The sequence below is a fragment of the Roseateles sp. NT4 genome (assembly GCF_051857475.1).
In the GTDB taxonomy this organism is placed as follows: Bacteria; Pseudomonadota; Gammaproteobacteria; order Burkholderiales; family Burkholderiaceae_C; genus Pelomonas.
In genome coordinates this window covers 526,067-543,473 of record NZ_JBPZGZ010000004.1, presented here as the reverse complement: position 1 = coordinate 543,473, position 17,407 = coordinate 526,067, and the positions used below count along the sequence as shown (strand labels likewise).

Below are 17,407 nucleotides of genomic sequence, written 5' to 3'. Positions count from 1 at the left end.
GCCGCTCGTGTCAATTTGTCGATGAACGCGCCTGAGATACGCCTGAATCCGCACCTGGAAGCCTCGCTGACCCGCATCCGTCTGGCGGGTGAGCAGGCGGCCGAGCGCTGCGCGGAAGGTCTGGGACTGTCGGCGCTGTCTGCCGGGCAGATCAAGCGTCGCGACGCCCTGCTGGCGGCTCAGTTCGTCTTCCGCCAGCAACAAGGCACCTTCTCGCAGAAGTTTGTGCAGAGTTTGCGCAAGCAGGTCGCGGCCGAGCAGTCCGACACCGCCTCGCCCCAGGCGGCCCCCGAAGCCAAGAAGAAAGCATGGGACGAGCTTTCCCTGATGGATGACGACCAGGTCAACAACCTGGTCGCCGCGGATCGCATCGGCCTGGCCATCGGCCATCACTGCGAATGGGAGCTGCGCGAGGTCGAGTCCTACGTCGCCAGCATCCAAGTCGGGGAGCGCAACCCCCTGCGCCCCGAACTCATCGGCCAGGGCCTGCTGGACGCCATCCAGGCCATCACCGACGACCCCCTCACCCGCCAGACCCTGACCGACGAGCTGACCCGCGCGCTGGCCCAGGAGATGCGTGCCTGCTACGCGGACATTGCCGAGCTGCTGCGCTCGCGCGGCCTGCGCCCCCAGGATCTGCGCGTCAGGGCGACCCCCGACGGCGCAGCCTCTCGCCTCGGCGGCCTGGGCGGCGCCACCCAGCCGGGAGACCTCGACTCCGGTCACGGCGCCATGTCCACCCGCAGCGGCTACGGCGGCTCGGGCCACGGTGGCCTGAGCTCCAGCAGCGGCCGCAACACGGGCTTCGGCAACACGGGCTTCGGTGGGCTGGGCGGCGGTTTCGGCGGGCGCGGCGGTGGCGGTGGCCTCGGTCGCGTGGACCCGCAGATGATGGATCTGCTGCGCCGGCTGGCCCAGGCGCCCGCCCCCTACGAGCCCGCCTACGACAGCCAGGGGCAGTCCGGCCGCATGGGCCTGGACACCCTCAGCGGCGAAAGCAGCAGCGTCTGGGGCCAGATGCCGTTGCCGACGAATCTGATCCACCAGCACCGCGACGAGCTGCGCCAGCTCGCCACGGGCCGGCTGGACCACATGGTCATCGACGTCGTCAGCAGCCTGTTCGACCAGATCCTGTCCGACCCCAAGGTGCCGCCGCAGATGGCGCGCCTGCTCGCCCGCCTGCAGCTGCCGGTGCTGCGCGTGGCCCTGGGCGACGAGACCTTCTTCTCCTCGCGACGCCACCCGGTGCGCGCCTTCGTCAATCGCATGGCGTCGCTCGCCTGCGCCTTCGACGACTTCAGCGACGACCCGGGCCGCTCCTTCCTGTCCCATGTGCGCGATCTCGTGCAGGACGTGGCCCAGGGCGACTTCGACCGCATGGACGTCTACACGGCCAAGCTGGACGACCTCGAAGCCTTCATCGCCGAGCAGACGCGCAACACGCTGAAGGCCGCCGGCGACGCTGCCGCCGTCGTCGAGCGCCGCGAAACCGACCTGCGCCTGCAGCAGCGCTACTCCCTCCAGCTGCAGCAGCAGCTGGCGCGGGTGCCGATGCACGACTTCCTGCGCACCTTCCTGGCGCAGGTGTGGAGCCAGGCCATCGTGCTGGCCTCGCGCGAAGGTGCGCCGGAGCGGGCCCTGCGCCTGCGTACCCTCGGCCGCACCCTGGTCATGAGCGTGCAGCCCAAGGGTGGCACGGCGGCCCGCGCCGACTTCCTGCGCGAGCTGCCCAATCTGATGCGCACCCTCAACGAGGGCATGGATCTGATCCGCTGGCCCGACGGCCCGCGCAAGGATTTCTTCGGCGTGCTGCTGCCCGCCCATGCCGAATCGCTGAAGGGTCAGGCGCCCAGCGCCCTGGACACCAACCTGCTCGTCAAGCAGCTGGACCAGATCTTCGGCGTCGCGCCTCCGGCCGAGGCCGACCTTGCCAAGCCCATGGCCGGCGAAAGCCTGCCCGGTGATCTCGATGCCAGCCAGCGCCTGACGCCGGCGGAGGCCAAGAGCCTGGGCCTCGTCGAGGAAGCCAGCGTCGACTGGAACGGCGAGCTGGACCTGGACCTGTCAGGCAACGACGCCGTCGCCGCGGCAGAGCCGCTGCAGGCCGTGGACATCTCGATCGACGGGCTGCCGGCCGCCGAAAGCGCTCCCGAGCCCAGCGGCGGCGCCGTGCTGATGGACAACCTGCAACTGGGCTTCGCCTACCAGATGCACACCGGCGAGCAATGGCAGAAGGTGCGCCTGGCCCACGTCAGCGCCGGCCGCAGCTTCTTCATCTTCACGCATGGCAACCGCCACCAGGAGACGGTGACGATGACGGCCCGCATGCTCAGAAAGCTCTGCGAGGCCGACCGCATGCGGGCCTACGAACCTGCCCTGCTGCTGGAACGCGCGACGGCCCGCGCCCGCGCCCAGCTCGCGGCCCTGGGTGGCGGTCGCTAGAAAGTCTTGACGTCCCAGCGGAACTTCATGTTGCCGCTGCCGCGCTGACGAAAGTCCATGGGCATGTCGTCCGCGCTGCCCAGCTGGAAGTGCTGGCGCGCCGGCGCCTCAAAGGCCTGGCCGTTGAGTTCGGGCGGCTGAAACTCCCACTGCGCCAGCGTCGCGCTGGCCCAGCGCAGCACCGAGGCGGGCACGCCGGGCAGGCTCTTGACGTGCACCGAGCCGCAGTGGCCGTCCAGGCCCACCACGCACTCCGCGTCGACTTCTCCGGTCCACCCCGTGCTCAGGCCGATGTCGGTGGGAAAGCCGGCATAACCCCGCTTGAGCACCAGCGGACTGACGTCCAGGTTGGTAATGCGCAACTGCAGGTCCTGCGCGCCGCGGGTCACGGCCACCGTCACGGTCAGGCCGGTGCGCAGGGCCGCCGGGCGGCCGTTCGCATCCCGGGCCGGTGGGACCTTCAGGCCAGCCAGGCGGGATTCCAGCGCCGCCCAGAATGACGCCGGGTACTCGGCCTCGTCATGACGGCGCAGTTCGACGGCGCGGCCTTCGGCGTCGAAGCGTGCATCGAAGGCGGCGCGGACTTCCTGGCGGGCGCCTTGCTTGAGCTCACCGCGAGACTGGGGCTGACCGGGGTTGGGGCCTGCGAACTGGCTCTGCGCCAGGCAGGCCGTCGCACCCAGAACCAGGGCCACGCCCAGCCCCTGCTTGCAGCGTCTCTTCATGGGGCCTCCCAGGCCTGCCTTCACGATTGAGCGGATGCTACTAGCCGTCGGGCCATCGTCAAGGCGGCCGCGAGGCTGGCGGGATCGGCCACGCCCCGGCCCGCAATGTCGAAGGCCGTGCCGTGGTCGGGGCTGGTGCGCACAAAGGGCAGGCCCAGGGTCACGTTGACGCCCTCCTCCACGCCCAGGTACTTGACCGGAATCAGGCCATGGTCGTGCACCATGGCGACGACGACGTCGAACTCGCCGCGGCGGGCTCGCATGAAGATGGTGTCGGGTGCATAGGGGCCGCTGGCGTCCCAGCCCTCGGCGCGGGCATCGGCGATGGCCGGCGCGATGTGGTGGATCTCCTCGTCGCCGAACAGGCCGCCCTCGCCGGCATGCGGGTTGAGTCCGGCCACGGCGATGCGCGGCGCGGCAAAACCCATGCGCCGCAAGGCCGCGCCGGTGATGCGCAGCGTCTCCAGCACGCTGTCCCGGGTCACGCGGGCTATGGCCTCCCGCAGCGAGCAATGGATGGTGACCAGTACCGTGCGCAGCTCTTCGTTGGCCAGCATCATGCGCACCGGTGCGCCGCCCGCGAGGGCCTGCAGCATCTCGGTGTGGCCTGGAAAAGGCGAGCCTGCCGCATGCAGGGCTTCCTTGTGGATGGGCGCCGTGACCAGGCCGCCCGCCCGGCCCGCCTTGATCAGGCCCACGGCGGCTTCGATGCACAGGGCCGCCGCCGCGCCCGCGCGGGCATCGACCTGGCCGACCGGCGCATCCACCAGGCCTGCAGGCAGGCCCTCGGGTTGCCAGACCGGCAGGCATTGCGGTGGCACTCGCCCTAACTCGTCAGGTGTGCGCAGCTCGGCGACAGCCAGACCACCACCGATGGCCGCGACGGCTCGCCTCAGCACCGCCACATCGCCCACGATGAGGGCGTCGCGCGGCGTGTCCTGCCGCCACAGCTTCGCGATGATCTCGGGGCCGATGCCGCAGGCATCTCCCATGCTGATGACGAGGGGGGCGCCTAGGGAGTTATCCGGAGTCATGCGTCATTCTTTCATCACGCCCGGGGCCACGCTGGCAGACTGCCCGCTGCCCATACACGATGTGGAGATTCCCTTGCGACCTACCCTCGTTGCAGCCCTGATCGCCGGCCTGCACCTGACCGCCCCCGCCGCCGCCCAGTCGGCTCCCGCCAAGCCCGCCGCCACCACCATGGTCGATGGCGCCGCCAAGTCCCACCGGGCCCTGATGGCCCTGTTCGACGAAGCCTGGGAGGCCGAGGCCCAGGCCGCGCCGGAATGGGCCACGCTGCGCGGCGACCTGCGCTTCAACGACAAGCTCAGCGACCGCTCCGCCGCCGGCCTGGCCGCCCGCGATGCCTTCGCCCGCGACATGCTGGCCCGCGCCCGCACGGTGGACGCCGGCCTGCTCAACGACACCGACCACGTGTCCCTGGCCCTCTTCTTCAACCGCTACCAGCAGGAAGTGGCCATGCAGGGCTTCGCCGGCTGGCGCACGCTGACGCTGGGCACGCTGTACGGTGCCCAGTCGGCCCTGGCCGGCTTTGCACGCAATGTGCCGGTCAACAACGAGACCCAGGTCAAGCAGTGGCTGACCCGCCTGGCCGCCTACCCGGCCCGGGTCGACCAGGAGATCGCCATCCTGCGCCAGGGCCTGGCCCTGGGCTGGGTCACGTCCAAGCCGGTGCTGGCCCGCGCCATCGCCCAGGTCGAGGGCCAGTTGCCCGAGGACGTCACCAAGAGCCCGGTCTACGAGCCCTTTGCCCGCATGACGGTGGATGCCAGCGTCAAGGCCCATTACCAGGCCCAGGGCCAGGCAGCCCTGCGCGACGTCTTCTACCCGGCCCAGCGCAAGCTGCTGGCCGTCATGAAGGACGAGCTGATGCCGAAAGCGCCGGACAGCGGCTCGCTGTCCAGCTACCCAGGCGGTGACAAGGTCTACGAGGCCCTGATCCTGCGCCATGTGACGCTGCAACTGGCCGCGGGCGACATCCACACGACGGGTCTGCGCGAGGCTGCCCGCATCCGCGCCGAGATGGAAAAGGTCAAGGCCGAGGCCGGCTTCGACGGCGATCTCGCCGCCTTCAAGAAATTCCTCTACAGCGACCCCAAGTTCTTCAACCAGAGCGCCGAGGAACTGCTGGACGGCTACCGCGCCATCGCCAAGCGCATCGACCCCGAGCTGCCCAAGCTCTTCGCCCAGCTGCCGCGCTCGCCCTATGGCATCCGCGGCATGCCGCCCTATACCGGCGAAGGCGCGGCCGACAACTACAACGGCCCGTCCCTGGACGGCACGACGCCGGGCTGGTTCAACGCCAACGCCATCTCCTTCAAGCGCCGCCCCAAATGGGCCATGGAGACCCTGGTGGCCCACGAGACCGTGCCCGGCCACCACCTGCAGATCTCCCGCCAGGTCGAGCTGGGCGAGCTGCCCAACTTCCGCCGTCAGTCGCAGTACTCGGTCTTCAGCGAAGGCTGGGCCCTGTATGCCGAGACCCTGGGCCCGCAGATCGGCCTCTACCGCGATCCCTACACGCGCTTCGGCCACCTGCAGGCGCAGATGTTCCGCGCCGCCCGCCTCGTCACCGACACCGGCCTGCACGCCCTGGGCTGGAGCCGCGACAAGGCCATCGCCTACATGATCGAGCAGACCGGCCACGACAGCACCTTCATGACGGCCGAGGTCGACCGCTACCTGTCCCAGCCCGGCCAGGCCCTGAGCTACATGATGGGTGAGCTGAAGATCAAGGAGCTGCGCGCCCGCTCCGAGCAGGCCCTCGGGTCCAAATTCGACCAGCGCCGCTTCCACATGGCCGTCATCGACCAGGGCGCCATGCCGCTGCCGCTGTTGGAGCAGCGCATCAATGCGTGGATCACTTCCGAAAAGGCCCGCCCATGAGCTACGCCATAGGTACACCGGGACAGGCCTGGGGCCCGGCCGAGACTGCGGCATGGCGCGCCCAGGTCGTCAGGCAGCGCAGCTACGCCGACGACGTGCTGACGACCATCGACGCGCTGAAGCGGGACTTCGACGTCAGCGAGTACGGCGCAGTGACCTACGAGGGCGAACGCTTCCCGCTGCTGGCCATTCGCAGCCGCGGCTGGCGCGACGACCTGCCGGTCTTCGTCGTCACCGGCGGCGTGCATGGCTACGAGACCAGCGGTGTTCAGGGTGCCCTGCAGTTCCTCCGCGACCATGGGCACGAGGCCGCCGGCCGCGCCAACCTGCTGGTGGTGCCCTGCGTCAGCCCCTGGGCCTACGAGCGCGGGCAGCGCTGGAACTTCAATGCGCTGGACCCCAACCGCAACTTCCGCGAGGGCAGCCCGGTCGGCGAATCGACCGCCCTGGTCGCGCTGCTGGCTGGCTTGCAAGGCCGCGTGCTGATGCACATCGACCTGCACGAGACGACCGACACCGACGAATCGGAATTCCGCCCGGCCCTGGCGGCCCGCGATGGTGAGGTGTTCGAGCCGGGCGAGATCCCCGACGGCTTCTACCTGGTCGATGACGCCGAAGCGCCCCAGCCGGCCTTCCAGCGCGCCGTCATCGACGCGGTGGCCCGGGTGACGCACATCGCCGAGCCCGACGCCCAGGGCCAGATCATCGGCTGCCCCCTGCAGTCGCCCGGCGTCATCAGCTTCGGCGTGCGCAGCCGCCACCTGTGCGCTGCCATCACCGGGGCGCGCTTCACGACGACGACCGAGGTCTATCCCGACAGCCCGCGTGCCACGCCCGAACAATGCAATGCGGCCCAGGTGGCCGCCGTGCGCGCCGCCATCGACTACGCCTTGGGCCAGGCGGCCTAGGCTGGGTTGTCGACGTCGATGAATTGCCAGCTCAGGCCCAGGTCCTGGGCGACCTGGGCACCCACGCCCTGCACGCCATAGCGCTCGGTCGCATGGTGGCCGGCCGCGATGAAGGCGACGCCCGTCTCGCGCGCGTAATGGGCCTGGGGCTCGGAGATCTCGCCGGTGATGAAGACATCGGCGCCGGCCGCGATGGCCGATTCGAAATAGCCCTGGGCACCGCCGGTGCACCAGGCCACGCGGCGCAGCGAGCGGCCGTCGCCAGGCACCACCGCCACTTCGCGGCCCAGCGTCTCGCGCAGTTTTTCAGCCAGTGATGCCAGGTCGGTGGTTTCGACAGCGGCGCTGAAGCCCAGGTCCTGCTCGCCAAAACGCTTGTCCGCCGCCCAGCCGAACTGCGCACCGAGCTGGGCGTTGTTGCCGAGAAGCGGGTGCGCATCCAGCGGCAGGTGGTAGGCGAAGAGGTTGATGTCGTGCTGGATCAGGCGCGCCAGGCGCTGCTTCATCCAGCCGGTGATGCGGCCGTCCTGGCCGCGCCAGAACAGGCCGTGGTGGACGAGGATGGCATCGGCCTTGGCGGCGATGGCGGCATCGATCAGCGCTAGGCTGGCAGTGACCCCGCAGACGAGATGACCCACGGTCTCCTTGCCCTCGACCTGCAGACCGTTCGGCCCATAATCCTTGAAGCGCGCGGGCTCGAGCAGTTCGTTCAGTCGACGTTCCAGCGCGGTGCGATCGGTCATGGCTTGAGAAGGATGTTGGGGTGTTGAAGCGGCTCTGGCTGATTTTCGCGCAGGCGGTCACGGTGGCCCTGGCCGCCGTCTTCGTCGTCGCGACGCTGAAGCCGCAATGGCTGCAGACGGCCCGCCTGCATGACGCCCCCATCGCCGCCACCGCGCGTCAGATCGCCCTGCCCGCCGCGCCGCCCGCGTCCGTGGTACGCGCCGGCTTCGCCCAGGCCGCCCGCGTTGCGGCGCCGGCCGTCGTCAGCATCACCGCCAGCAAGGCGCCATCCCGCGCCAGCCGCGCCCACGAGCAGCTGTTCGGCTTTCCCTTCGCGCCGCGCCAGCCGCGCGGCAACCCTCAGCTGGGCCTGGGCTCGGGCGTCATCATCTCGGCCGACGGCGTGCTGCTGACCAACAACCATGTCGTCGAGGGCGCGTCGGACATCGAGGTCATGCTCAGCGACGGCCGCCAGGCCCAGGCCAGGCTGATCGGCACCGACCCCGAGACCGACCTCGCCGTGCTGAAGATCGAACTGGACGGCCTGCCCGTCATTCCCCTGGGCGAGGCCGCCAACCTGCAGGTCGGCGACGCGGTGCTGGCCATCGGCAACCCCTTCAATGTCGGCCAGACCGTCACCTCGGGCATCGTGTCGGCGCTGGGCCGCAGCCAGCTCGGCATCAACACCTTCGAGAACTTCATCCAGACCGATGCGGCCATCAACCCCGGCAATTCCGGCGGCGCCCTGGTGGACGGTGATGGCCGGCTGGTGGGCATCAACACGGCCATCTTCTCGCGCAGCGGCGGGTCGCTCGGCATCGGCTTTGCCATTCCCGTCGATGTGGCTCGCCAGGTGGCGTCCGCGCTGCTGCAGGACGGCGTCGTCGCGCGCGGCTGGATCGGTGTGCAAACGCGCGAGCTGACGCCCGAACTGGCCGAGGCGCTGAAGCTGGGAGATGCCAAGACGCCCATCCGCGGCGTGCTGATCGGCGGCGTCGTCAACGATGCGCCGGCGGCCAAGGCCGGCATCAGGCCGGGCGATGTGCTGACCCGGGTCGGCGCCCATGCGGTGGCGACGCCGGCCGAGCTGCTGGCTAGCGTGGCGGCCCTGAAACCGCAAAGCCAGGTTGAGGTCGCCGTGCAGCGTGCCGGCAAGGCGATGAGCTTCCAGCTCGCGGTGGCGCAGCGGCCACGGCCGCCCAAGGATCAGGACGACTGATCGGCTGGCGGCTCAGCGGGCTCGGCGGCCTTGGCCGAGCGCGCGACATAGCTTGCCGCGAACAGGCCCACCTCGTAGAGCAGGCACATCGGGATGGCCAGAGCCAGCTGGGAGACGATGTCGGGCGGCGTGATGACGGCCGCGACGACGAAGGCGACGACGATGAAGTAGCCGCGCCATTCGCGCAGCTTCTCGACCGACACGATGCCGATGCGCGCCAGCACGACGACGATGACCGGCACCTCGAAAGCCGCGCCGAAGGCGATGAACATGTTCATCACGAAGCCGAGATAGGCCTCGATGTCAGGCGCCGCCGTGATGCTCTTGGGCGCAAAGCTCTGGATGAACTTGAAGACCTGGCCGAAGACGAAGAAATAGCAGAAGGCCATGCCAGCGAAGAACAGCAGCGTGCTGCTGACCACCAGCGGCACCACCAGGCGCTTCTCATGCGAATACAGGCCCGGCGCGACGAAGGCCCAGGCCTGGTAGAGCACCACCGGCAGGGCCAGCAGGAAGCCGGCCAGCATGGTGATCTTGATGGGCACGAAGAAAGGCGCGATGACATTGGTCGCGATCATCTTGGTGCCCTCGGGCAGATGCGCGACCAGCGGCGCGGCCAGCCAGTCGTAGAGCTGGCCCGGACCAGGGTAGAGGCACAGCACGCCAAAGCAGACGGCGATGGCGATGATGGCGCGCAGCAGCCGGTCGCGCAGCTCCATCAGGTGGGCAACGAAGGGCTGCTCGGTGCCGGCCAGCTCGTCGTGGTTGGGGTTCTGGAAGGAGCTCATCAGCGGATACCGGGGGGGCGAAAGCGCGCCACGCGGGCCGCACCGGACTGGGTGTGGCGGCGCACGCCGGCCTTCTGCTTGAACCACATCGGCGTGGCCCCGCGCTTGAGCCGCCAGTTCTTCTTCGGATGGCGGTACTCGGGCGGCGGCAGCGCAACGCCCGACGCCGCCTCGTAGGACGACGAGTCGCTGGTCACGTCGCTCCAGGTCTGGTTCAGGGCCTGGGTCGCCGAGTCGACCTCCTGGCGCACGCTCTGCTCGACGTCCTGCACCGCGGTCTGGAACTGGTTCTTCATCTTCTGAAGCTCTTCCAGCTCGATGGAACGGTTGACCTCGGCCTTCACGTCCGCGACATAGCGCTGCGCCTTGCCCAGCAAGGTGCCGACCGTGCGCGCGACGCGCGGCAGCTTCTCGGGGCCGATGACGATCAACGCCACCGCGCCGATCAGCGCGATCTTGTCAAAACCGAAGTCAAGCACTTAGGACTTGGTCTTGGCGTCGACGTCGACCGTGTTGGGATCGTTGACCTTGGCCGCGGTGACCTGCTGCTGGGGCTTGCCCGGCTCGTCGCCGGCCGTGCCGTCCTTCATGCCGTCCTTGAAACCCTTGACCGCGGCGCCGAGGTCGCCCCCGACATTGCGCAGCTTCTTGGTGCCGAAGATGGCGATGACGACGACGAGGACGATCAGCCAGTGCCAAATACTGAATGAACCCATGATGTTGACTCCTTGAGGACTGGCTCAAATTCTAGGTGAGGGATGCCCCTAGGTTCAGGGGTCATTTCGAGGCCGAGCGCCTTCCGGTGCGATGGTGCTCAGACCTTAGGTTTGGTCACAACCTAGCCTTTCAACCACGGCCGAGGTCCGCCCATCACATGCAGATGCAGGTGATACACCTCCTGGCCGCCATCATGACCGGTGTTGATGACATGCCGGAAACCGTTGCTGACGCCCAGTTCCTTCATCAGTTTCGGCCCCAGGGCCGTCATCTTGCCCAGCAGCGCGGCCTCGGCCTCGGTCACGTCGGCCATGGAGGCGATGTGGCGCTTGGGGATGATGAGGACGTGGACGGGCGCCCAGGGGTGGATGTCATGGAAGGCCAGGACGTCTTCGTCCTCGTAGGCCTTCTTGCTCGGGATCTGGCCGGCGACGATCTTGCAGAACAGGCAGTTCGGGTCTTGATTCATGGGAGGCTCCTTCAAACCCGCATGGGCTTGTTGTCGTTCCAGTTCAGAAAGCCCTTGATGAGGCGGTACATGACCCAGATGCCGTCGATGGCGAGGATCAGGAAGCCCACAAACACCATCGCGGTCAGGAAGCCCACAATGGCCCAGACCAAGCTCCACCAGAAAGTGCGGATCTGCCAGCTGAAATGGCTCGCGTAGATCGTGCCCTCGGTGTCCTCGCGCTTGATGTAGTTGATGATGAGGGCCGCAATGCCCGACAGGCCCGTGAAGGGGCCCAGGGCATAAAGGATGTAGATCGCCAGGGTCAGTTGCTTGAGGCTGGCCAGCTTCTCGGCCGGGATGTCCGTCTCCAGCATCGTGGGGCTGTCGCTCATGGGTTGGCTTTCGGAGTGCGGGAAGCGAATTCTTCCAGGCCCGAGAGGCCCTCGCGACGCGCGAGTTCCCTGAGCACGTCCTCGGGTCGGAGCCCGAAATGGGCCAGGGCCACCATGCTGTGGAACCACAGGTCGGCGACCTCGTAGACCACTTTCTGGGCGTCACCGTCCTTGGCCGCCATCACCGTCTCGGTGGCTTCCTCGCCGACCTTCTTCAGGATGCTGTCCAGGCCCTTGTCGAAGAGCTTGGCGACATAGCTGGTGGTCGGGTCGGCGCCATTTCCAGGCTTTCGGGATTCGATGACTTCGCCGATGCGGCGGAGGATGTCGTCACTCATAGATCTTGCTCGGGTCTTTCAGCACCGGCTCGGTGGCGCTCCAGACTCCGTTCTCCAGCTTCTGGAAGAAGCAGCTGTGGCGCCCGGTGTGGCAGGCGATGCCGGGCTCATGGCCGAGCTGGGTGATGGTCAGCAGCACGACGTCGTTGTCGCAGTCCATGCGGATGGCATGCACCTGCTGGAAATGGCCGCTCTCCTCGCCCTTGTGCCAGAGCTTGTGGCGCGATCGGCTGAAATAGACCGCCTGGCCCCGCTCGGCCGTCAGGGCCAGGGCTTCGCGGTTCATCCACGCGAACATCAGCACGTCGCCCGTGCCCTGTTCCTGGGCGATGACGGGTACCAGGCCCTTGTCATCCCATTTCACTTCGTCCAACCAGCTGCTCATGGTTTCAGTCTAGGTGAGTGGGGCCGACATGCTTGCGCTCCTCGGCAAACCAGTTCAGCACGGGGATGGTGCCGGGCAGCACCGGCTTGACCTGCACCGGCAGGCTGGCCCAGGCCATCTGCTGGTTCTCCAGCATCTGGAACTCGCCCGTCCACTCGAACACCTTGCAGAAGTTCAACCGCACCAGCGCATGGGGATAGTCGAAGATCTCCGTCTTCCACGGGTGGGCGGCACCGATCTCGATGCCGATCTCTTCCTTCAGCTCGCGTGCCAGGGCCTGCTCGACGGTTTCGCCGGCCTCGACCTTGCCGCCCGGGAACTCCCAGTAACCGGCGTAGACCTTGCCCTCGGGGCGCGAGGTCAGCAGGAACTGGCCATCGGGCGCGACGAGGACGCCGACGGCGACCTCGGTGATCTTTCTTTCCGTCATTCGGCCCTTCCCGCCATGTCGCGTGCGAACTGGAAGGCCACGCGGCCCGAACGCGAACCGCGCTCCAGCGCCCAGATCAAAGCCTGCTGACGCGCGCCCTCGATGGCGGCCTCGTCCAGCCCGAAATGCCGCAGCCACTGGGCCACGATGGCCAGGTATTCGTTCTGGCTGAAGGGATAAAAACTGATCCACAGGCCGAAGCGCTCGGACAGGGAGATCTTTTCCTCCACCGCCTCACCGGGGTGGATCTCGCCATGCTCGCCATGGGTGCCGGAGAGGTTGTCCACCATCTTCTCGGGCAGCAGGTGGCGGCGGTTGCTGGTGGCGTAGATCAGCACGTTGTCGCTGGCCGCAGCGACCGAGCCGTCAAGCACGCTCTTCAGCGCCTTGTAGCTGGCCTCGCCTTCGTCGAAGCTCAAGTCGTCGCAGAAAACCACGAAGCGCTCAGCGCGGGCCGCGACCTGTTCGACGACATCCGGCAGGTCGACCAGGTCGGCCTTGTCGATCTCGATGAGGCGCAGGCCCTGGGCCGAGAACTGGTTCAGCACCGCCTTGATCAGCGAGCTCTTGCCGGTGCCCTTGGCGCCCGTCAGCAGCACGTTGTTGGCCGGCTTGCCGGCGACGAACTGGGCGGTATTGCGCAGCAATCTTTCCTTCTGCGGCTCGACTTCCTTCAGGTCTGACAGGGAGATACGGCTGACCGAGCGCACCGGCTCCAGGCACAGCGCGCCGTGCCGCCGGCGCGCGCGGAAGGCGGTGGACGCAGCCCAGTCGGGCGGCGTGGCAGCATGGGGAAGAACGGCCTCGAGCCGGGTCAGCAGACCCTCGGCGCGGGCGAGAAGGGATTCCAAGGCGGCGGACATGCCGCCAGTGTAGTTAGCCGATGCTCTTGAGCGAGGCTTCCAGCTGCTCCGTCGGCATGCGCTTGAAGCCCGAACGGGCATAGCGCTGCAGCCGCCCGATGATGAAGCTGGCCCAGACCGAAGCCTGGGCATTGGCCTGCACGGTCGGCGTCATCGAGCCCTGGGCCTCGGCCGCGGCGCGCAGCACCTGGCGCAGCGAAGACTCGATGCGGTCGAAGAACTGGTTCATGCGCGCCACCAGCCGCTCGTTCTCGTAGACCAGGGCATCGCCCACCATCACCCGCGTCATGCCGGGGTTCTTCTCGCCAAACTGCAGGATGACGCTGGCGATGCGGGCCGCCTTGCTGGGCGGGGGCAGCGGGTTGGGGTTGTCGGCGATCTGGTTGACCAGGCCGAAGACGCTGGTCTCGATGAACTCGATCAGCGCCTCGAACATCTGCGCCTTGCTGGCGAAGTGCCGGTACAGGGCCGCCTCGCTGACGTCCAGCTTGGCCGCCAGCGCGGCGGTGGTGATGCGGTCGGCCCCCGGCTGCTCCAGCATGCCGGCCAGCACCTGCAGGATCTGGGTGCGGCGCTCGCCGGGCTTGGGGCGCTTCCTGGGAGTGGAACTGGGGTTGTCGGCGGCGGGCTGGTCGGCGTCCATGCCGGCGATGCTAATCGCGGAGCCAGCCCAGGCGGCGCGCTTCGTAGATGGCTTCCACCTTCGAACGGACGTGCAGCTTGCGGTAGACCCGCTTGACATAGGTCATCACCGTATGCGGCGACACCTGCATGAACTGGGCGATCTCATCAAACGTGAAGCCCTTGGCCGCCAGGTGCAGCACGCGGGACTCCTGTTCCGACAGGGCGACGACTTCCTCGTCGGCCATGGTCGCGGCCATGGCCTCGGGCGACGGGCCCGACGATCCCTGGCTGCCGGGCGCCAGGCGCACGAGCAGGCGGCGAGCGATGACGGGGCTGATGGGGCTGCCGCCGGCACGCAGGCTGCGCAGCTGGCCGGGCAGGTCCAGGGCCAGGCTGTCCTTGAGCAGATAGCCGGTGGCGCCGGCCTCGATGCTGGCGACGACATGCTGCTCGTCACCGAACACGGAAATCACCATGACCTCGCACTGCGGCCGGGTCTGGGCGGCATGGCGGATGAGCTCGATACCGCTACCACCGGGCAGGTCCAGATCGACGAGCAGCACGTCGGGCTGCAGCTGGTCGAACATGCGCCGGCCCTGGGGCAGATCGGGCGCGATGCCCAGCAGCTCGATGTCGGGCACGCTGCCGAGGGCATGCGTGAAAGCCTCGCGGAAGCGGGCTTGGTCTTCGACGATCAGGACCGAAAACGGGGTCATGGGCTCTGTGGGACTCTTCAAGGCGCGGAAACCGCATTGTCCGACGAAGATTCCACCTCAGCCATGCGCGTCTTCCTTCATTACAGGGGGTGGCGCAAAAGGGCAGCCAGGGAACGCACCCGTCGGTCGACATAGGCGGGACGGTGCTGCAGGCGCCGGCCATCGGCGGCCTTGCGCAGCCAGCGCTGCATCCAGACCGTGCGCAGCCCCAAGCTGCGGGCCGATTTCTGGTGGATCAGGGTGTCCTCGACGAGGATGCACTGCTCGGGCCTGAGCTTGAGCCGCGCCAGCACGACACGGAACATGCGCGCATCGGGCTTGGGACGGGCGTGGCCGAAGAGGATCATGTCCTCGACGCATATCAGCCGCTCGAAGACGTCGCTCAGGCCCAGCACCGCCAGCACGCGTTCGGCATAACTGCGCGGTGCATTGGTCATCAGCAGCTTGCGCCCCGGCAGGCGGCGCAGCGCCGACAGGTCATGGCCATGGCCGTGCAGATGCGCCTCCAGCCCGGGCAGCCTGTGCGTCTCGGCCAGGAAATGAGCCGGTTTGACGCCGTGGTGGCGCTGCAGCCCGGTCAGCGTCGCGCCATACCGCTGCCAGTACAGGGTGCGCAGCACAGCCGCCTCCTCCTCGGTCAGGCCGAGGTAGGTGACCATGTAGGCCGACATGGAGGTGTTCAGCTCGGCGAAGGCGCGGTGCGAAGCGTTGTGCAGCGTGTCGTCGAGGTCGAACAGCCAGATCTTGGGACGTCGACTCATCGTGAGCTGATCATCGTCCCGTAGGCTTGGTCTGTCAGCACTTCCAGCAACATCGCATGCGGCACGCGCCCGTCGATGATGTGGACGGCATTGACGCCGCTCTTGGCCGCGTCGATGGCGCCGGCGATCTTGGGGATCATGCCGCCGCTGATGGTGCCGTCCTCGACCAGCTCGTCGATGCGGCGCGGTGTCAGCTCGGTCAACAGCTCGCCCTGCTTGTCCAGCACGCCGCGGATATTGGTCAGCATCAACAGCTTCTCGGCCTGCAGCACGGTGGCCAGCTTGGCGGCGACGACGTCGGCGTTGATGTTGTAGCTCTCGTTGCTCTCGCCAAAGCCGATGGGGCTGACGACGGGGATGAACTGGTCGTCCTGCAGGGCCTTCACGACGCTGGGGTCGATGGAGACGATGTCGCCGACCTGGCCGATGTCGTGTTCCTTGCTGGGATCGTCCTTGTCCAGGATCTTCAACTGCTTGGCGCGGATCATGCCGCCGTCACGGCCCGTCAGGCCCACGGCCTTGCCGCCGGCGGCATTGATGAGCCCGACGATGTCCTGCTGCACCTCACCGGCCAGCACCCACTCGACGACGCCCATGGTCTCGGCGTCGGTCACGCGCATGCCCTGGATGAAGTGGCCCTTCTTGCCCAGCTTGTTCAGCGCGTCCTCGATCTGCGGGCCGCCGCCATGCACCACCACCGGGTTCAGGCCGACGAGCTTGAGCAGCACCACGTCCTCGGCGAAGTCCTGCTGCAGCTCGGGGTCGGTCATGGCATTGCCGCCGTATTTGATGACGATGGTCTTGCCGTGGAACTTGCGGATGTAGGGCAGGGCCTGGGACAGGATCTCGGCCTTCTCGCGCGGGGCGATGTGCGAGACGTCGGTGGTGTGGGTGGTGGTCATGCGGCGGACTCCGGAAAGCAGCGGGCGGATTCTAGGGAAGCCGCCAAGACCCTCTCCCCCATCAAAGCCTCATTTGTCGCCGTAGAACACCTGCCGCACAAAGGCCTTCACATCCGCCCGCGATTGCCGGAAGGCGAACTCGTTGCGCCCGACATGCACGCCCCGCGTGACGCAGCTGCCGAAGAACTCGCCGAGCCGAGCCGGGTCGACCGTTGCGCCGCTGCGCTCGGCCGTGATCGTCCACGGCTCGATATCCCAGCGCAGCACGCCGCAGGGCGCCGCCGAAGTGGCCCCCTCCAGCAGGAAGGGCTGGTACATGGCGTCCCAGGAGTGGTTCGCGCCGGCGTACCGGATGCTGCGCACCGGCATGCCTGCCTCGGCATAGCGCTCGGCCAGTTGCTCGCAGGGCCGCGCCGTGGCGTAGTCATCTTCGGCGCCGACCAGATTCAGCAGCGGTGCCTTCCTCAGCTGTGGCGACCAGTAGACCTGGTTGCAACCTGCATAGACCGGAATGTGCAGGGCGAAGCCGAGATCGCTCTTCACGACGGCGCGGCGCAGGGGCTCGATGGCGGTCTGGAAGGCCACGCTTCCGCCGCGGGAGAAGCCCATGATGCCGATTCGGGAAGCATCGATGCGCGGGTGGCTGGCCAGCAGCATCAGCGCCTGGAAGGCGTCCATCAGGTCAGCCGAATACGGCACCAGCGTCTGGTTCTCGGCCGTGCGCTTGACGCCGCGCGGCTCGAAGACATGGACGACGAAGCTGGCCACGCCGATGTCGTTCAGGGCCTCGACCCATTGCGACATGCTGGCCTCCACACCGCCGCTGCCATGCATCAGCACGACTGCCGGCAGCTTGTCGCCAGCCGCCGCCTTGGGCAGGCTCAGCTCGCCCCAGACACGCTGTGCCGCCCAGTTCTGGCGACGCTCGCGCGCCAGATCGAACATGGTCTTGGGCGTGAAGCTGTCGAAGTCGATGCGCCCTTGCGTGTCGGGCTTCAGGTCCACGGCCGATGCGGCCAAGGGCCAGGCCAGCACCAGCCAGGCAAGCAGGCGGCTCATGAAAGCTTTGTTCATCATGGCGCGCATTCTGCGGGGCCGCCACGGGCCCGCCGA

Annotated in this window: 21 protein-coding genes; 4 read left to right on the top strand and 17 right to left on the bottom strand. The window is 67.9% G+C overall.

The window, feature by feature from the left end; all coding sequences use genetic code 11:
* Window positions 1-21 precede the first annotated feature (21 nt).
* The gene (locus ACS5PN_RS25630) at window positions 22-2,442 is read left to right on the top strand and encodes a DUF1631 family protein (RefSeq protein WP_439466858.1); all 2,421 of its coding nucleotides are present in this window, start codon (window positions 22-24) and stop codon (window positions 2,440-2,442) included.
* On the opposite strand, the gene ACS5PN_RS25625 is transcribed toward ACS5PN_RS25630, so the two are convergent.
* Both ACS5PN_RS25625 and pdxA read right to left on the bottom strand, forming a co-directional pair.
* Window positions 2,439-3,167: a hypothetical protein gene (locus ACS5PN_RS25625; RefSeq protein WP_439466857.1), complete on the bottom strand. Its 729-nt coding sequence runs from the start codon at window positions 3,165-3,167 to the stop codon at window positions 2,439-2,441. The two genes, ACS5PN_RS25630 and ACS5PN_RS25625, sit on opposite strands and share 4 nt — an antisense overlap.
* Window positions 3,168-3,187: 20 nt before the next feature.
* Window positions 3,188-4,201: a 4-hydroxythreonine-4-phosphate dehydrogenase PdxA gene (gene pdxA, locus ACS5PN_RS25620; protein WP_439466856.1), complete on the bottom strand. Its 1,014-nt coding sequence runs from the start codon at window positions 4,199-4,201 to the stop codon at window positions 3,188-3,190.
* Window positions 4,202-4,274: 73 nt separating this feature from the next.
* Between pdxA and ACS5PN_RS25615 the strand changes: the two genes are divergently transcribed.
* Together ACS5PN_RS25615 and ACS5PN_RS25610 are read left to right on the top strand one after the other, a co-directional pair.
* Window positions 4,275-6,077 carry a DUF885 domain-containing protein gene (locus ACS5PN_RS25615; protein ID WP_439466855.1) on the top strand — a complete coding sequence of 601 codons (1,803 nt, stop codon included), beginning with the start codon at window positions 4,275-4,277 and terminating at the stop codon, window positions 6,075-6,077.
* Window positions 6,074-6,985, top strand: coding sequence for a M14 family metallopeptidase (locus ACS5PN_RS25610; protein WP_439466854.1), 912 nt, complete (start codon window positions 6,074-6,076; stop codon window positions 6,983-6,985). The genes ACS5PN_RS25615 and ACS5PN_RS25610 overlap by 4 nt, the downstream gene beginning before the upstream one ends.
* Here the strand turns inward: ACS5PN_RS25610 and ACS5PN_RS25605 are convergent.
* Window positions 6,982-7,728: a Nif3-like dinuclear metal center hexameric protein gene (locus ACS5PN_RS25605; RefSeq protein WP_439466853.1), complete on the bottom strand. Its 747-nt coding sequence runs from the start codon at window positions 7,726-7,728 to the stop codon at window positions 6,982-6,984. The two genes, ACS5PN_RS25610 and ACS5PN_RS25605, sit on opposite strands and share 4 nt — an antisense overlap.
* Before the next feature lie 23 nt (window positions 7,729-7,751).
* On the opposite strand from ACS5PN_RS25605, the gene ACS5PN_RS25600 reads away from it, so the two are divergent.
* Complete coding sequence (locus ACS5PN_RS25600; protein ID WP_439466852.1) at window positions 7,752-8,927, top strand: S1C family serine protease; 1,176 nt, start codon at window positions 7,752-7,754, stop codon at window positions 8,925-8,927.
* Here the strand turns inward: ACS5PN_RS25600 and tatC are convergent.
* The 14 genes from tatC to ACS5PN_RS25530 form a co-directional block, all read right to left on the bottom strand.
* A complete protein-coding gene (tatC, locus tag ACS5PN_RS25595) occupies window positions 8,915-9,715 on the bottom strand; it encodes a twin-arginine translocase subunit TatC (protein ID WP_439466851.1) in 801 nt (266 codons plus the stop codon). The two genes, ACS5PN_RS25600 and tatC, sit on opposite strands and share 13 nt — an antisense overlap.
* A complete protein-coding gene (tatB, locus tag ACS5PN_RS25590; RefSeq protein ID WP_439466850.1) occupies window positions 9,715-10,194 on the bottom strand; it encodes a Sec-independent protein translocase protein TatB in 480 nt (159 codons plus the stop codon). Before tatB ends, tatC begins: the two co-directional genes overlap by 1 nt.
* Complete coding sequence (tatA, locus tag ACS5PN_RS25585; protein ID WP_439466849.1) at window positions 10,195-10,431, bottom strand: Sec-independent protein translocase subunit TatA; 237 nt, start codon at window positions 10,429-10,431, stop codon at window positions 10,195-10,197. It abuts the gene before it with no gap.
* Between the two features lie 122 nt (window positions 10,432-10,553).
* Window positions 10,554-10,901, bottom strand: coding sequence for a histidine triad nucleotide-binding protein (locus ACS5PN_RS25580; protein WP_439466848.1), 348 nt, complete (start codon window positions 10,899-10,901; stop codon window positions 10,554-10,556).
* A gap of 11 nt (window positions 10,902-10,912) precedes the next feature.
* Window positions 10,913-11,275 carry a DUF4870 family protein gene (locus ACS5PN_RS25575; RefSeq protein WP_439466847.1) on the bottom strand — a complete coding sequence of 121 codons (363 nt, stop codon included), beginning with the start codon at window positions 11,273-11,275 and terminating at the stop codon, window positions 10,913-10,915.
* Entirely contained in the window at window positions 11,272-11,613 is a 342-nt protein-coding gene (locus ACS5PN_RS25570; RefSeq protein WP_439466846.1) for a phosphoribosyl-ATP diphosphatase, read from the bottom strand. Before ACS5PN_RS25570 ends, ACS5PN_RS25575 begins: the two co-directional genes overlap by 4 nt.
* Window positions 11,606-11,998, bottom strand: coding sequence for a phosphoribosyl-AMP cyclohydrolase (gene hisI / locus ACS5PN_RS25565; protein ID WP_439466845.1), 393 nt, complete (start codon window positions 11,996-11,998; stop codon window positions 11,606-11,608). The genes ACS5PN_RS25570 and hisI overlap by 8 nt, the downstream gene beginning before the upstream one ends.
* A gap of 4 nt (window positions 11,999-12,002) precedes the next feature.
* Window positions 12,003-12,428: an NUDIX domain-containing protein gene (locus ACS5PN_RS25560; RefSeq protein WP_439466844.1), complete on the bottom strand. Its 426-nt coding sequence runs from the start codon at window positions 12,426-12,428 to the stop codon at window positions 12,003-12,005.
* Complete coding sequence (locus ACS5PN_RS25555) at window positions 12,425-13,291, bottom strand: ATP-binding protein (RefSeq protein WP_439466843.1); 867 nt, start codon at window positions 13,289-13,291, stop codon at window positions 12,425-12,427. The genes ACS5PN_RS25560 and ACS5PN_RS25555 overlap by 4 nt, the downstream gene beginning before the upstream one ends.
* 13 nt (window positions 13,292-13,304) lie before the next feature.
* Window positions 13,305-13,934 (bottom strand): nucleoid occlusion factor SlmA, encoded by a 630-nt coding sequence (slmA, locus tag ACS5PN_RS25550; RefSeq protein ID WP_439466842.1) that lies wholly within the window; start codon window positions 13,932-13,934, stop codon window positions 13,305-13,307.
* 10 nt (window positions 13,935-13,944) lie between these two features.
* Window positions 13,945-14,631, bottom strand: coding sequence for a response regulator (locus ACS5PN_RS25545; RefSeq protein WP_439466841.1), 687 nt, complete (start codon window positions 14,629-14,631; stop codon window positions 13,945-13,947).
* Between the two features lie 80 nt (window positions 14,632-14,711).
* Window positions 14,712-15,392 carry a pyrimidine 5'-nucleotidase gene (locus ACS5PN_RS25540; protein ID WP_439466840.1) on the bottom strand — a complete coding sequence of 227 codons (681 nt, stop codon included), beginning with the start codon at window positions 15,390-15,392 and terminating at the stop codon, window positions 14,712-14,714.
* A complete protein-coding gene (gene argB, locus ACS5PN_RS25535; protein WP_439466839.1) occupies window positions 15,389-16,294 on the bottom strand; it encodes an acetylglutamate kinase in 906 nt (301 codons plus the stop codon). Before argB ends, ACS5PN_RS25540 begins: the two co-directional genes overlap by 4 nt.
* 69 nt (window positions 16,295-16,363) lie before the next feature.
* On the bottom strand, window positions 16,364-17,371 hold the full coding sequence (locus ACS5PN_RS25530) for a dienelactone hydrolase family protein (protein ID WP_439466838.1): 1,008 nt from the start codon (window positions 17,369-17,371) through the stop codon (window positions 16,364-16,366).
* Between the last annotated feature and the right edge of the window lie 36 nt (window positions 17,372-17,407).

What these genes read in the sequence shown, in the direction of transcription:
- ACS5PN_RS25630 (WP_439466858.1), top strand. Translation starts at nt 22, where the DNA reads ATGAACGCGCCTGAGATACGCCTGAATCCGCACCTGGAAGCCTCGCTG.
- ACS5PN_RS25625 (WP_439466857.1), bottom strand. Translation starts at nt 3,167, where the DNA reads ATGAAGAGACGCTGCAAGCAGGGGCTGGGCGTGGCCCTGGTTCTGGGT.
- pdxA (WP_439466856.1), bottom strand. Translation starts at nt 4,201, where the DNA reads ATGACTCCGGATAACTCCCTAGGCGCCCCCCTCGTCATCAGCATGGGA.
- ACS5PN_RS25610 (WP_439466854.1), top strand. Translation starts at nt 6,074, where the DNA reads ATGAGCTACGCCATAGGTACACCGGGACAGGCCTGGGGCCCGGCCGAG.
- ACS5PN_RS25605 (WP_439466853.1), bottom strand. Translation starts at nt 7,728, where the DNA reads ATGACCGATCGCACCGCGCTGGAACGTCGACTGAACGAACTGCTCGAG.
- tatC (WP_439466851.1), bottom strand. Translation starts at nt 9,715, where the DNA reads ATGAGCTCCTTCCAGAACCCCAACCACGACGAGCTGGCCGGCACCGAG.
- tatA (WP_439466849.1), bottom strand. Translation starts at nt 10,431, where the DNA reads ATGGGTTCATTCAGTATTTGGCACTGGCTGATCGTCCTCGTCGTCGTC.
- ACS5PN_RS25580 (WP_439466848.1), bottom strand. Translation starts at nt 10,901, where the DNA reads ATGAATCAAGACCCGAACTGCCTGTTCTGCAAGATCGTCGCCGGCCAG.
- ACS5PN_RS25575 (WP_439466847.1), bottom strand. Translation starts at nt 11,275, where the DNA reads ATGAGCGACAGCCCCACGATGCTGGAGACGGACATCCCGGCCGAGAAG.
- ACS5PN_RS25570 (WP_439466846.1), bottom strand. Translation starts at nt 11,613, where the DNA reads ATGAGTGACGACATCCTCCGCCGCATCGGCGAAGTCATCGAATCCCGA.
- hisI (WP_439466845.1), bottom strand. Translation starts at nt 11,998, where the DNA reads ATGAGCAGCTGGTTGGACGAAGTGAAATGGGATGACAAGGGCCTGGTA.
- ACS5PN_RS25560 (WP_439466844.1), bottom strand. Translation starts at nt 12,428, where the DNA reads ATGACGGAAAGAAAGATCACCGAGGTCGCCGTCGGCGTCCTCGTCGCG.
- ACS5PN_RS25555 (WP_439466843.1), bottom strand. Translation starts at nt 13,291, where the DNA reads ATGTCCGCCGCCTTGGAATCCCTTCTCGCCCGCGCCGAGGGTCTGCTG.
- slmA (WP_439466842.1), bottom strand. Translation starts at nt 13,934, where the DNA reads ATGGACGCCGACCAGCCCGCCGCCGACAACCCCAGTTCCACTCCCAGG.
- ACS5PN_RS25545 (WP_439466841.1), bottom strand. Translation starts at nt 14,631, where the DNA reads ATGACCCCGTTTTCGGTCCTGATCGTCGAAGACCAAGCCCGCTTCCGC.
- ACS5PN_RS25540 (WP_439466840.1), bottom strand. Translation starts at nt 15,392, where the DNA reads ATGAGTCGACGTCCCAAGATCTGGCTGTTCGACCTCGACGACACGCTG.
- argB (WP_439466839.1), bottom strand. Translation starts at nt 16,294, where the DNA reads ATGACCACCACCCACACCACCGACGTCTCGCACATCGCCCCGCGCGAG.
- ACS5PN_RS25530 (WP_439466838.1), bottom strand. Translation starts at nt 17,371, where the DNA reads ATGATGAACAAAGCTTTCATGAGCCGCCTGCTTGCCTGGCTGGTGCTG.